The sequence below is a fragment of the Bacillus pacificus genome (genome assembly GCF_020861345.1).
In the GTDB taxonomy this organism is placed as follows: Bacteria; Bacillota; Bacilli; order Bacillales; family Bacillaceae_G; genus Bacillus_A; species Bacillus_A pacificus.
This window is the reverse complement of the sequence record NZ_CP086328.1, coordinates 4,322,501-4,336,339: the sequence shown is the minus strand read 5'-3', so window position 1 is coordinate 4,336,339 and position 13,839 is coordinate 4,322,501. Positions and strand designations below refer to the sequence as shown.

Sequence of the window (13,839 nt, the reverse complement as noted above, 5' to 3'; positions counted from 1 at the left end):
TAGCTCTTTTTTGTATATATTTTCTTCGATTAGCGGAATCTAACTAAAAACTTGTTGAAAAGGAAGTTAGGTGGGGGACTTGTTAGAGCTAAAAGGTAACTTATTTGAAGTTATGAAAAAAATTAGGGATGAGTTAGGTTCACCGAATGATTTAACAATTAGGGAAGTTGCCCTTGCTGGCAGTTTTACACGTTGTGCTGTTATTTTTCTGTGTGGGTTAACAGATAAGGATAATGTTTATAAATATGTAGTTCGTACACTTCAATATGAAGAAGTACAAAAAGAAGCAGCTATCGTTCAAACTTTATTGGATCGTTTTATTTCTATTGCGGAAGTCGGTAAGAAGACAACATTTCCGGATATTATAAATGCGATTTTAGCGGGAGATACAGTTATATTAATTGATAATGTTCAAACAGCTATCGTGATTAATAGTAGAGCTTGGGAAAAAAGAAGTTTAGAACCGCCAGTAACAGAAGATTTAATACGTGGACCGAGGGTTGGATTAAATGAAGATATTAACGTGAATAAAATGTTAATTCGCCGTAGTTTACGTGACCCAAAGCTGAGATTTCAATCTTATATTATGGGGAAGAGATCCCAAAAAGAAGTGACTTTAGTATATATAGAAGACATTATTAATCCTTACATTGTAAAGGAGCTAGATCGGCGTCTTCAATCCATAGTGACAGATGTCGTTTTTGAGACGGGTACAATTGAGCAATTAATTCAAGATAATAATTTGTCGCCGTTTCCGCAGTTTTTGAATACGGAAAGGCCCGATAATATTGTGGCCTCATTAGCAAAAGGAAAGGCAGCTATTTTGGTGGATGGATCACCGTTTGCCCTTATAGCTCCGCTAGTATTTGTTGATATTTTTCAATCTGTGGAAGATCATTATGAGCGTTGGGTAATAGGGACTTTATTAAGAATTTTGCGAATGGGTTCTGGTATAGTTGCAGTTTTAATGCCGGCGATGTATGTAGCGCTTGTCTCATATCACCAAGGACTTATTCCTTCTAAATTGGCTTATTCGATTGCCGGGGCAAGAGAAGGTGTTCCGTTTCCTGCCTATATAGAAACGTTAATGATGGCATTAACGATGGAATTAATACGAGAAGCGGGAATTAGGTTGCCGAAACCGATGGGGCAAACAATTGGGATTGTAGGTGGGCTTGTAATTGGAGAAGCAGCGGTGAACGCAGGAATTGTAAATCCATTTTTAGTTATCATTATTGCGGTTACAGCTATTGCTACATTTTCACTTCCAGTGTATAGCATCACAATTACGTTTCGAATTTTACTTTTCGTCTTTGTATTAGCAGCAACTGCTTTTGGGTTGTATGGAATCATTCTAGCTCTTATTGCGCTTGCTATTCATATTACAAATTTAACAAGTGTTGGTGTACCGTATACGACTCCAATTGCTCCTGCATTTTATAAAGATTGGAAAGAAGAGTTTATTCGCATGCCAAAATCAATGTTGAAAGAGAGACCGGAATATTTACAAACAAAAGATTCTACAGTACGTCCAAAGGAGCGAGAATAATTGAAACCATTTGAGTATGGCGATGAAGAAATTGGATCTCGGGAAATTGGGTTTGCGGTATCATCGACCATTATTGGTATAGGCGCATTATCTATGCCAAGGGATATTGCTAACCAAACTTTATTTTCAGATGGTTGGATTATTTTGCTTTTGGGTGGATTGATATGTGCAGTTTTAGGCTGGTTTGTAACGAGGGTGGCTATTTTATTTCCAAAACAAAACTTTGTTCAATATACGAGTACGCATTTGACAAAGCCGGTAGCATACACGATTAGTATGGTTTTAGTATTAACGTTTGCTGCTTTGACAGCATATGAATCAAGAATGATTGCAATTATTTCGCAAACGTATTTATTTAGTGAGACACCAGTACAGCTACTATCTTTTTTCTTCTTATTGGTTGTTATCTATGGAATAGCAGGATCGAGAGCAGCTTTGTTACGATTAAATGTTATGTTCTTACCTATTGTTTTAATTGCAATAGTGCTTCTTTCTTTATTAAATATAAATTTAATGGAAATAAACAATTTGTTTCCAGCTTTCCAAACGGAAGTAAGTCAATACGCTGTTGGGGTTAAAAATTCTATATTCACATTTATTGGATTTGAGGTAGCTCTGTTTTATGCTGTGTTGTTGAATGATAAGACAGCGAAAAAGGCACCAATGGCAGTTGCGAAAGCAGTGATAGTAAATGTGCTCTCATACATTTTAATTTATGTAACGTGTATTAGTGTTTTTACATATATGACAACTCGTGGATTGACATACCCAACAATTGAATTAGGGAAAGAAATTGAAATTGGTGGAGGCTTTTTAGAAAGGTTCGATGCAATTTTTTTTACGACTTGGATTATTACTATTTATAACACTACAGCCATGTATTATGACGTCGCATCTCTATTGTTTTGTGCTATGTTTCCGAAAGTGAAGAAACATATTTTTATTTTCGGAAGCGCGCCTCTAATTTTTATGCTGAATATGCTCCCGGGTAATTTAAATACGTTATCAAGTTACGGAACGTATTTAGCGTGGATAGATATGGGGTTTGTCGTATTAGCGCCTTTGCTAGTTTTTATTGTATATAAAATAAAAAGAAGGAATGGTAGAAATGAAACACCTTCTTAAAATTATAATGGTTATGGTTTTAGCTGGGTCTATAAGTGGGTGCTCTGAACTAGAAGAAATAGAAGAAAGAGGATTTGTAGTAGGCGCAGCTTACGATATTGTGAAGAAAAAGAAATCAAATCCGATTATGAAAGGGACGTATCAGATGGTACTTCCCAGTAAGTTAGCACAACAAAGTGGACAGGGCGATGGAGATAGTGAAAATTATATTAACGTAAGTGCGAAAGCAGATAGCGTCTTTGAGCAAATAAGAATAATTGCTAAAAAAATTAGTCGAACATTATTTTTTCCGCATATACAAGTCATTATTTTTTCGGATGAATTACTAGCAAATCCGTATGTTTTGCAAAATACGTTAGATGTATATTTTCGTGATCATGAAATGAGAAGAAATATTCGTTTGTTCGTTTCCAAGAAAAATGCAGAATCTATTTTAAAACAGAGTGCAAAACCTGAAAACTTACCGGCGCAGTATATTGATATGTTAGCTGAACATCCTCCGAAAAACGCTCAAATGATTGAGGCGGCGAGAATTGGTGAAGTACAAGGGAAAATGATCGCAGATCGAAGTTTTGCATTACCTCTCTTAGGGTTAACTAAACAAGGCGTACAAATGGAAGGAGCGGCATTGATTCGTGGAAAGGATAATAAGTGCGTTGGAACTTTGAGTGGAGAGCAAACATTAGGAATGAACTATGTAATAGGTAAAAAAATTGGAGGTTTCTTTACTGTTCGTAAAAAGAATCAGCTCATTACATATGAAATTCATAAGTTGCGCCGAAAGATCCAAGTGTCTACTGAAAATGCTACAAAACCGAAGTTTGATATTCATTTGTCCACAGAAGGCATATTAGCTGAGTTACATTTTAATGAACCGAAACAAGTGATGAATGAAAAGCTTTTAAAGAAAGAAATTTCAAAGGAAATGAAGAAGCGTATTGAAAAATCTATACAGCTTGTTCAAAAAAAATATAAAGTAGATGTATTGGAATTAGGAGAGGTATATAAGAAGCATAATTATAAAGAGTGGAAGAAAATTAGTAAGAATTGGGATCGAGGCCAGAATTATTTTAGTAATGCTGAAATTAATGTTCACGTTGATCCAACAATTGAACATTCAGGTTCAGCATTACCAAAGAAAGTGAAGTAAGGTGATGGAGGTTGTTTACTGGATTAGGGATTAGTTGCACAATATTAATGGCAGTTCTTCCGGGAGCTATATACTACATTCATAAAAAAATTACAACGTATGGAGCGCAGCCTTGGAATAATGATGTGCAAAAAAAGAAACCTGAATAATTTCAGGTTTCTTTCGCACAAAGCATATGTGAAGGGGGATACCTTCTATGTATGCTTTGTTTTTATACAAGCCCTAACCAATGTACCAATTGTGTAGAGAGGAATGTCACAACAATAGCGATAACGGTAGGGATTGCAAACGATAAGAATGTCCATTTTGCACTTTTTGTTTCTTTATATATGTTAACCAGTGTCGTTCCACATGGGAAATGAAGAAGTGAGAACAACATTGTGTTTAACGCCGTTAACCAAGTCCAACCATTTTCTAAGAATAGATTTTTAATTTGATTAAAATCATCTATTTCAGTTAAAGCTCCGGTTGATAAGTAAGACATTAATAAAATCGGGATAACAATTTCGTTCGCTGGTAGTCCAAGAATGAACGCAGCTAGAATAAATCCGTCAAGTCCTAACATTTTAGCGAATGGATCTAGGAAGTTTACAAAATACATAAGTAGGCTTGTGTCACCGATGAAAATATTAGCAAGTAACCAAGTTAATGCAGCCGCAGGAGCAGCTACAACAACAGCTCGTTTTAAAACATAGACGGATTTATCGAGTGTTGCACGCACAATTGTATTCCAAACCTTTGGCTTACGGTATGGTGGTAACTCGAGTGTGTAGTGAGTTGGAACGCCTTTTAAAGCTGTTTTTGATAGTACCCAAGAAACGGTTAATGTCATAACGATACCAATTACAACCATTCCAACTACAACTCCAGCAGTAACCAATGTTTGCATACTACCTGTATAACCGGCAGCCATAAATAATGAAGCCATTAAAATTAACATAGGCCAGCGACCGTTACAAGGAACGAAGTTGTTTGTTAAGATTGCAAGCATACGTTCACGTGGTGATTCAATAATACGTGTTGACATAATGGCTGCTGCATTACAACCAAAGCCCATTGCCATTGTTAAAGATTGTTTACCATGTGCACCAGAGCGTTTGAATAAGCGGTCCATATTAAACGCAACTCGTGGTAAGTATCCGTAGTTTTCTAACAGTGCAAACATGGGGAAAAAGATGGCCATAGGTGGTAACATAACGCTAATAACAGCACCGATACCACGGAATAAACCAAGTATTAAAATGCCATGTAGCCATTCAGGTGCATGTGCTGCTTGAAACCAAGATGTTAAATATCCTTCGGCCCATCCGAAGAACTCAGCAATCATATCAGATGGTACGTTAGCCCCTGCAATTGTAAGATAAAAAATGATAGATAAAATACCAAGCATAATTGGGAATCCCCAGATTGGAGATGTGAAAATTTTATCTAGTTTTTCAGAACGATACAATTTATCCGTATTTGTATATTGAACAGATTCTTTACATATGCTTGCAGATGTTCGGTAAATATCTCCGACAATATCATCTCGTATATCCTCTTTTGATAGTGCTTGTGCATGTTGAATAATATAATCTAATGGAAGAGCTTTACTGGCTGAGTGAGATTCCATTCATTACGACCTCCCTTACAAGTGGTTCATTATGGTGTTTTTGAAGTGTAGTTAAGAAATTTTTATCTCCATCTAATATACGTAACGCAATCCAGCGTGCTGGATACGTATCACCGAACACTTTATAAATTTGTGGTTCTAATTCCTGAATCATATTCTCGATTTTTTCGCTGTAAGAAATTTTAATTGGTGTTGGAATTAGCTTTTTATTTGCTACTTTGGCAATAACATTTAGTAAATGACCGATGCCTACTCGGTTACGAGCGGAAATTTTAACTACAGGTACACCGAGTGATTTTGCTAATTTCTTTTCATCAATAACGATGCCTTTTTTCTCAGCTTCATCAATTAAGTTAATACAAATGACTACGTTGCTCGTCATTTCCATCACTTGGAGTGCTAAATTTAAATTTCGCTCCATAGCAGTTGCATCGACAACAACTACAGTTACTTCTGGTTTTTCAAATATAATATAATCCCTTGCTACTTCTTCATCTGCAGAATTTGAATATAGTGAGTAAGTTCCAGGTAAATCTATTAATGTATATTTACTACCGTTATGTTCATATTCCCCTTCAGCTTTTAAAACAGTTTTTCCTGTCCAGTTTCCAGTATGTTGTTTTAAGCCTGTTAAAGTATTAAATAATGTACTTTTCCCGGTATTCGGGTTGCCGGCTAAAGCAATGCGATGTTTGCTCATCTGAAATCATCTCCTATTAATATCCCGAAAATAAGGGAGCTTTCTTCCTTACGTAGTGCAATAGTGGTGTTGCTTACTTGATAAGCGACCGGATCTCCAAGTGGACTGCGTTGTAATACTTTAATTGTTGCCCCAGGGATAAATCCTAAATCTAATAAACGTCGTTTCATAGTTCCTTCTAATTGTATCTTCTCAATTTGTACAAACTCTCCTGTCTTAAATTCGGAAAGTGGTTTTATATTAGCCGATACCATAAAAGTTACCTCATCTCTATATTGTTAGTTTAAGTTTAAAAAGTTTCCTTAGGTAAACTTTTTGTTAGTAATATAGTAGACTACATTGGATGATGCTGTCAATTGGTACTTTAAAAATATTCATTTATTTTTAGAATTGTTCCAATTTATTTAGTTGTACTAAAAAATATTACTGAAATTCTGTGTAATGTGCATAAATTAGGCGTGTAAAAGTAACAAAATACAGCGGAATTGTAAATGTAACTTTAACTAAAAGGGAAAAAGAGCGAAAAACATTTACATTTAATTTACATTGTTAAGAGTAAATTTACATTACAGCTTAATTAGTGTGGATTTTGTTGGGTTCTTTAACTATAAATGTTGGGATTCCTAGTTTTTAAGGATTATTATCGTCATTTACTTAAAATTAAAAATTGCTTAACACTCACATAATATTATTGTCCTACAATGAATTTGTGTTCGAAAGAAGTAGATAAATGTGAAAAGTGATAATCCAAATGGGGGTACAAGACATGGTCATGAAAAAGGGTATTAAATTTTCTTTAGCAGCTTTAGTGGTAGCGGGTTCATTAGTGGGATGTGGAAAAGCAGAAGAGACATCAGGTAAAGATGCTAAAGGAAGCGATAATGCAAAACAAGAATTGTCAGGTACGATAGCAGCTGCAGGCTCTACAGCACTTCAACCTCTTGCAGAGGAAGCTGGAAAGAAATTTATGGAGAAAAATTCAAACGTTTCTATTCAGGTGCAAGGTGGCGGTAGTGGAACTGGAATTAACCAAGTAGCTTCTGGTGCGGTCCAAATTGGTAACTCAGATGTTCCATCTGCAGATAAAATAAAAGATGCTGATAAGGCGAAAGAATTAGTAGATAACAAGGTGGCGGGTATTGCATTCGCACTTGTCGTAAATAAAGATGTAAAAGTTGATAACTTAACAGTACAACAAGTACAAGATATCTTCACTGGAAAAGTAACAAACTGGAAAGAGGTAGGCGGGAAAGATGAAAAAATCAACGTAATTAACCGTCCAGCTTCTTCTGGTACACGTGCTACATTTGAAAAAACAATTATGAAAGATGCGAAAATTAATGACGGAACTGGTACTACACAAGATTCTAACGGTGCAGTAGAGCAAGCGATTAATTCTACTCCAGGTTCAGTAAGTTATTTAGCAATGTCTTACATGGTTGGCGAGAAAAAAGGTGCGCTACAAACAGTGAAAATTGATGGTGCTGAACCAAAAGTTGAAAACATTGCGTCTGGTAAATATCCATTCTGGTCTTACGAGTACATGGTAACGAAAGGTGAAGCGAAAGAAGCAACAAAAGCTTACATTGACTATGTAAAAGGTAAAGATTTTGAAAAGCAAGTAGAAGATATGGGTTATATTCCAATGTCTAAATTAAATAAGTAATAAAATTTATGGGGCTGGCTGCAAGGCCAGTCCTGTTCATTTCAATTTATGAAGTGGGGTCTGTCCTGTGATGAAGGGGAAAAAACAAATTAATTACGTGAAAAGTGAATATATAGGAAGATCACTTGTTACGTTTTGTGGTATTTTTATTGTTTTAGTTACATTAGCTATTATTGCGTTTATTTGCGGTAAAGGAATTCAATCTTTTACGCAAAGTGGTATCTCGTTTACTGAGATGTTAACATCGACAAAATGGAGTCCAAATGCTGATGAGGGAACTTTCGGGGCTGTAATTTTCATTGTAGGTTCAACGGTGGTTTCGTTAGGTGCGGTTATTATTAGTGCACCAATTGCTATAGCTCTTGCTATATTCATGAATTTAATTTCGCCGAAGTTTGGAAATAAAGTATTGAAGCCTGTTTTAGAATTATTAGTTGGTATTCCTTCGGTTGTATACGGATTATTAGGGGTTACAATTTTAGTACCGCTATTACGTGATTCGTTTGGGGGAGTAGGGTTTAGTTTAATTGCAGGTATTATTGTCCTGAGTATTATGATTTTACCTACTATTGCTAGTATCGCTTCTGATGCAATACGCTCTGTTCCATTTGATTATTTAGAAGCTTCTTATGGTTTAGGATCAACGAAATGGCAAGCGATTAGCCGAGTAATTGTTCCTGCTGCGAAAAAAGGGATCTTAACAGGTGTTGTTTTAGGTTTAGCGCGTGCTTTTGGTGAAGCGTTAGCGGTTCAAATGGTAATTGGGAATACGGTTAAATTACCAGAAGGAATATATAGTCCGACAGCAACGTTAACTGGTATTTTGACAATGGATATGACAAATACATTAAACGGAACTGCTTGGAACAATGCGCTATGGACTTTAGCAATGATTTTACTTGTTATTTCATTCCTGTTTATTTTAGTTATTCGAGCAATTGGGCAAAGAGGTGAGCGATAATAATGAATGCAAGGACGGTAAATAAAGTTTGGACAGGTATCTTTTATGCGGTTGCGGCTTTAGTCGTAGCTTTACTAGTGTTCTTAGTATTTGAGATTTTACAAAAGGGATGGGGTTTTTGGGATCCTAATTTCCTGTTTGGAGAACCAAGCAATACAAGAGCTGGTGGTGGGATTGGTCCGCAGTTATTCAATTCATTCTATATGCTTGTTATAACGCTTATTATATCTATTCCACTTGGATTAGGCGCTGGAATATATTTAGCAGAGTATGCAAAACAAGGACGTTTTTTAAACTTTGTTCGTTTATGTATCGAGACAATGGCATCTTTACCTTCTATTGTTGTTGGTTTATTCGGTTTGTTAGTGTTCGTTACAATGACAGGATGGGGATACACAGTAATGGGTGGTGCCCTTGCTTTAACGATTTTAAACTTGCCAGGTTTAACACGTGTTTGTGAAAATGCGATTTCAGAAGTTCCTGCTAATGTGAAAGAGGCGAGCCTTGGGTTAGGTGCAACAAAGTGGCAAACGATCACTCGTATTATTATCCCGTCGTCATTACCGCAAATTATTACAGGTGTTATTTTAGCGGCAGGTCGTATATTTGGTGAAGCAGCAGCATTAATTTACACAGCGGGTTTAACATCTCCAATTTTAAATTCAGCAGCGGACTTCTCAAGTCCTGCTCATCCTTTAAATCCATTTAGACCAGCTGAAACGTTAGCGGTTCACATTTGGAAGTTAAATTCTGAAGGGATTATCCCAGATGCGAAGTTAATTGCGACAAAATCTGCAGCTGTATTAATTATTATGGTATTACTATTCAATGTTATTTCACGATTAGTAGCATCTATATTGCACAAACGTTTTACAGGAGCGAAAAGAAAAAGTAAAACGACGAAGAAGGTAAAAGCTGCATAAGCTGTAAAGGGGAACTCTCTACTTATAAGTAGGGGGTTCTTTTTGCGTTTTAATATAGAAGGAAAAGGTATAGCGATTGTTGAATTTGTAATTCGTTATATAAATAAAGTGAAACTTTAATTAGTGGGGTCTTGCTGCTCGCGAATATTAGGATAAGAAGATGAAAATGAGGGAGTGGGTTTAATTTGTTTTTTCTGCAAATGTCAGGATTTCCTGGATCGGGAAAATCGACAGTTTCTAAGTATATAGCGAAGTTAACAGGTGCTGTAATTGTAGATCATGACGTTTTGAAATCAGCGTTGTTACAGTCATTGGAAATGAAAGGGATTGAATCAGCGGTTGTTGGAGGAGTATCATACGATGTTGAGTGGGCATTGATTGATTCTTATTTAGACCAAGGGCATAGTGTGATATTGGATAGTCCATGTCTATCCCGCATTTAACGGGCAGTAAGACCCCCACCTCAAAATTCAGCGAAAGCAAAGAAGTTAGGTGGGGGATTAACTGCCCGTAAAAGCCCGATTGGTTCAACTAATAATCAGTGGGGGATGAACAACCCCCACTGATTAAAGTTTCACTTTATATGAAGGAATGGTTGAAAAAGGAATGAAACTGTCTAATAAACATGGTGTAAAATATAAATATATCGAATGTTATCTTAATGATATGGAAGAGATTAACAATAGGCTACAAACACGTAAGCGTATGGTCAGTCAGGTTGGTCGAGTGGATTCCGAAGTAGCTTTTAAAAAGTGGTTAAATGGTAGTAAAAGACCTTTACATAGTGAATATCTTATTGTGGACTCTAGTGAACCGCTAGAGCGGTATGTGGAAAAAGTGATGGATTATATGAGCAGGTAGAGAAAAAGCGTTATCTTCATTCATGAAGATAACGCTTTTCTTTTAAATATCAGGTGTTTCTGTAGAAGTGCTTATTTTTCTACGAGAGCGTCTTTTTCTCCCGATTTTATCTAATAGTTCATACATAACTGGAACGACTACTAATGTAAGAACAGTTGAGACTGCCAAACCACCGATAACAACAACGGCTAGGCTTTTTGATACCATACTTCCTGCTTGTGATTGGCTAAATAGGAGTGGGAGCATAGCAACAATTGTTGTAATAGCTGTCATAATAATTGGACGTAGTCTAGTGGAACCTGCTTCGAGTAAGGCTTCTCTCGTTTCCATACCATGTTCCCGGTTTTGTTGTACTCTTTCTATTAATACGATAGCGTTTGTAACGACAATCCCGATTAACATTAATGCACCGATTAAGGAATTTACATCAACTGGTGTTCCTGAAATGATTAATCCTAAAATACCGCCGACAGCAGCTAATGGCAAGGAGAACAAGATTGCAAAAGGAGCACGCGCCTGCCCGAAGGTAATAACCATAATTAAATATACAATCCCGATTGCAATCCCCATAATCTTGAATAAATCTGTGAAGTTCTCTTGCATAGATTCAGTGGCGCCTGCGATATTTACTTTTGCTCCGCTAGGTAAATCTAAGTCGGCTATCGCTTTGTTCACTTCAGTGCTTACCTTGCTTAAATCTTCATTTGAAGCTTCTGCGGTAATTTGAATCGTTTCTTTTCCATCTTTATGGAAAATTTCTGTTTGAAGTTGCTTTTCTGAAATAGTTGCAATGTCTTTTAAAGGAATTGGTCCATTAATAGGTGATAGTATGTTTGTGTTTAAAATGTCTTCTTGTTTAGTAATACTTTCTTTTTTATGTTCTATCATAATAGTAGTTTTTTCGTTATTGATTGAAACTTCACCAATAGGTGATTTCTTCATAAGGAATGCTACTTGTTGAGCTGCTAATTCTGGTGTTAATCCTAGTTGTTCGGCCTTTGTTTGATCAACATGGATTTGCCATTCTTTCTTAGAGTCTTCTAAATTCGTTTTTACTTTAGAAAGATCATCCATATCTTTTAGTTTTGTTTCGACGATAGTAGCAGCCTCTTTTAAATTCGTTTCGTTAGTGGCTGTTACGTTGAATTGCAAATTATTGCCGCTGCCAGAGCTTGAATAACTCATTTTTATATAATCAAGTTCCGCGGGCTCAAAAGTTTTATGTTCTTTCTTTAACTCTTTAATATACTGATCAATATCAGAACCTTTTTTAAAGACTACCAATATACTTGCGAGATTATTTTTCGTCGTTTGCCCCCATTGTGCATCTTCTGCGCTAGATCCCATTCGTAAAATAACATCCGTTACATCTGAATTAGAAAGTAGCTTCTTTTCGAAATCAAAAGCTTTTTGTTTTTGTGTTTCAGGAGCGTAATCAGCCGGAAAAGTCATATTAATAGATAACATTGTGTCGTCTTCAGATTTTATATTCGCTTTCGGTAGTAATACATAGGCGGCGATCGATCCTGCGAATAATAAAAAAGAAGTAAGTAGAATAATGAATTTATGCGAAAGAGCCCACTTTAATGTAGCGACATATCGTGGTGAAGAACTTGGCTTTTTGTGTTTTGTTTTTTTGAGTAGTAAAAAAGCCATAAGTGGAACAATTGTTAGTGCAACGATTAAGGATGATAGTATAGAATATACGACTGCTAATACCATAGGCAACATTAATTTTCCGATTACTCCTGATACGAGGCCGATAGGTAAAAAAACAGCGACCGTTGTTAAAGTAGAAGAAGTAATTGCGACGGCGACCTCTTTCGTTGCATCGAGAATAATATCTTTAGAGAAAGATTCTTTTTGTAAACGTCGGAAAATATTCTCAATGACAACGATGCTATCATCGACGAGACGTCCAACTGCAACAGCTAAACCACCAAGTGTTAGAGTATTAAGTGTGATGTTAGATTGGTGTAGTAAAAAGAGTGTTAATAAAATAGATAATGGAATACTGACAACAGCAATGAGTGTCGTTCGGAAGTTACGTAAAAAGATTAAGATAATTAGAGTTGCAGCAATTGCTCCAAGGATTACTTCTTTTCCCATGCTAGTAACAGCATTTTCAACTTGTTCATGAGTTGACGCTAAAAGTTTAATAGAAAATTGATCTTTATATTGTTTACTTATATCTTTAATTTTTTTATCGATTTCTTTTCCAATTGCAACTGCATTTTTACTTGGCTCTTTCATGATGATTAATCCAGTGCCTTCTTCGCCATTTATATGTGAGATTGTATCGTAGTGTTGTTTAAGTTCAATTTGAGCAACATCTTGCAATTTTACTTGAGGTGCAACGGTGATGTTTTTAATGTCATCTACATTTTTTATATCCCCGATGATACGAAGGTTATATTCTTCTTTATTAACGGTAACAGCTCCAGCTGGAGTGGAAGTTTCTTTTCCTTGTGAAACTTTTAATATTTGTTCCGGTGTTACGTTTTTATCTTTTAATTGGTTTGGATCTAGTATAATAGATAATTCAGAAGTTGATTTTCCGAAAAACATAACGTTGGCAACACCATCAATGCTTTCGAGTTGTGGTACGATTTCTTTTTCGATTTGTTTTTCATCTGCTTTTGAAAATCCGTTTTGCTTTTGGATTGCAATTTGAGCGAGTGGAATCATAGAAGTATTTAATTGGCTAACTATCGGTTTCGTTGCATCTTTAGGTAATTTAATTGTAGTAAGGGCCTTCTCAACTTCACGTGTGGCATCTTTCATATTTGCTTTGGATGTATACGCGATATCGATGCGTGATAATCCTTCGTGAGTAGAAGAGGTGATATTGTCAATGTGTTCTAAGTTGCGAAATTGTTTTTCAAGGGGAGCGGTTACTTCTTTTGTCATTGCTTCGGCGTCGAGTCCTGGAGATAAGGTTGTAACGGTGACTGCGGGATTATCGATGCTGGGTAAAAATTCCATAGGTAATTTAGAGCCGGAATAAACACCGAGTATGGAAATGAGAAAAACCATGATGATAACAGCGGCGCGGTTTTTTAATGAAAACTTCGTTAACCTATCCATAAAGTAATTCCTCCATTGGGTTATTTGTAGTTGAGTACGTCCTTTCTTACTATATAACAAAAAATGGATATTTTTCATTAATTAAATGTAAAAAAATTCTAACAATAATCTTAAGTTGATGTTTCGTTGGAATTTCGTTATCTATCCCGCCGTTGGTCGGACGATAAAATTCTCACCTCGAATTCGGTGGGTGTGGGGCTATCTG

11 protein-coding genes and 2 pseudogenes are annotated in these 13,839 nt (G+C 36.1%); 9 read left to right on the top strand and 4 right to left on the bottom strand.

The annotated features are described in order from the left end of the window. Window positions 1–70 precede the first annotated feature (70 nt). Genes gerLA through LMD38_RS22495 form a run of 4 tightly spaced genes read left to right on the top strand, consistent with a single transcriptional unit; the run spans window position 71 to window position 3,973 of the window. The gene (gene gerLA / locus LMD38_RS22510; RefSeq protein ID WP_016716485.1) at window positions 71–1,549 is read left to right on the top strand and encodes a spore germination protein GerLA; all 1,479 of its coding nucleotides are present in this window, start codon (window positions 71–73) and stop codon (window positions 1,547–1,549) included. Further along, window positions 1,550–2,674, top strand: a complete 1,125-nt coding sequence (gerLB, locus tag LMD38_RS22505) for a spore germination protein GerLB (protein WP_061183009.1) — start codon at window positions 1,550–1,552, stop codon at window positions 2,672–2,674. Then, entirely contained in the window at window positions 2,658–3,824 is a 1,167-nt protein-coding gene (gerLC, locus tag LMD38_RS22500) for a spore germination protein GerLC (RefSeq protein WP_016716486.1), read from the top strand. The genes gerLB and gerLC overlap by 17 nt, the downstream gene beginning before the upstream one ends. An 11-nt stretch (window positions 3,825–3,835) precedes the next feature. Further along, window positions 3,836–3,973 carry a hypothetical protein gene (locus LMD38_RS22495; RefSeq protein WP_000493992.1) on the top strand — a complete coding sequence of 46 codons (138 nt, stop codon included), beginning with the start codon at window positions 3,836–3,838 and terminating at the stop codon, window positions 3,971–3,973. 62 nt (window positions 3,974–4,035) lie between these two features. Here LMD38_RS22495 and LMD38_RS22490 read toward each other — a convergent pair whose 3' ends face one another. Genes LMD38_RS22490 through LMD38_RS22480 form a run of 3 tightly spaced genes read right to left on the bottom strand, consistent with a single transcriptional unit; the run spans window position 4,036 to window position 6,390 of the window. Then, complete coding sequence (locus LMD38_RS22490) at window positions 4,036–5,436, bottom strand: nucleoside recognition domain-containing protein (protein ID WP_000443586.1); 1,401 nt, start codon at window positions 5,434–5,436, stop codon at window positions 4,036–4,038. Next, a complete protein-coding gene (locus LMD38_RS22485; protein ID WP_000033861.1) occupies window positions 5,414–6,136 on the bottom strand; it encodes a FeoB small GTPase domain-containing protein in 723 nt (240 codons plus the stop codon). The genes LMD38_RS22490 and LMD38_RS22485 overlap by 23 nt, the downstream gene beginning before the upstream one ends. Then, window positions 6,133–6,390 (bottom strand): FeoA family protein, encoded by a 258-nt coding sequence (locus LMD38_RS22480; protein WP_000252983.1) that lies wholly within the window; start codon window positions 6,388–6,390, stop codon window positions 6,133–6,135. The genes LMD38_RS22485 and LMD38_RS22480 overlap by 4 nt, the downstream gene beginning before the upstream one ends. A 512-nt stretch (window positions 6,391–6,902) precedes the next feature. Here LMD38_RS22480 and LMD38_RS22475 point away from each other — a divergent pair. The 5 genes and pseudogenes from LMD38_RS22475 to LMD38_RS22455 form a co-directional block, all read left to right on the top strand. Continuing rightward, window positions 6,903–7,802, top strand: coding sequence for a phosphate ABC transporter substrate-binding protein PstS (locus tag LMD38_RS22475; RefSeq protein WP_000245119.1), 900 nt, complete (start codon window positions 6,903–6,905; stop codon window positions 7,800–7,802). 70 nt (window positions 7,803–7,872) lie between these two features. Beyond that, entirely contained in the window at window positions 7,873–8,763 is an 891-nt protein-coding gene (gene pstC, locus LMD38_RS22470; RefSeq protein ID WP_011040013.1) for a phosphate ABC transporter permease subunit PstC, read from the top strand. Window positions 8,764–8,765: 2 nt separating this feature from the next. Further along, complete coding sequence (gene pstA / locus LMD38_RS22465; RefSeq protein ID WP_000994138.1) at window positions 8,766–9,686, top strand: phosphate ABC transporter permease PstA; 921 nt, start codon at window positions 8,766–8,768, stop codon at window positions 9,684–9,686. A 185-nt stretch (window positions 9,687–9,871) separates the two neighbouring features. Continuing rightward, window positions 9,872–10,114: pseudogene (locus LMD38_RS22460) on the top strand (AAA family ATPase); the annotation flags it as partial. Window positions 10,115–10,265: 151 nt separating this feature from the next. Next, a pseudogene (locus tag LMD38_RS22455) lies at window positions 10,266–10,547 on the top strand (AAA family ATPase); the annotation flags it as partial. A gap of 42 nt (window positions 10,548–10,589) precedes the next feature. Here the strand turns inward: LMD38_RS22455 and LMD38_RS22450 are convergent. Beyond that, window positions 10,590–13,634 carry an efflux RND transporter permease subunit gene (locus LMD38_RS22450; RefSeq protein WP_062821840.1) on the bottom strand — a complete coding sequence of 1,015 codons (3,045 nt, stop codon included), beginning with the start codon at window positions 13,632–13,634 and terminating at the stop codon, window positions 10,590–10,592. Window positions 13,635–13,839: the final 205 nt, after the last annotated feature.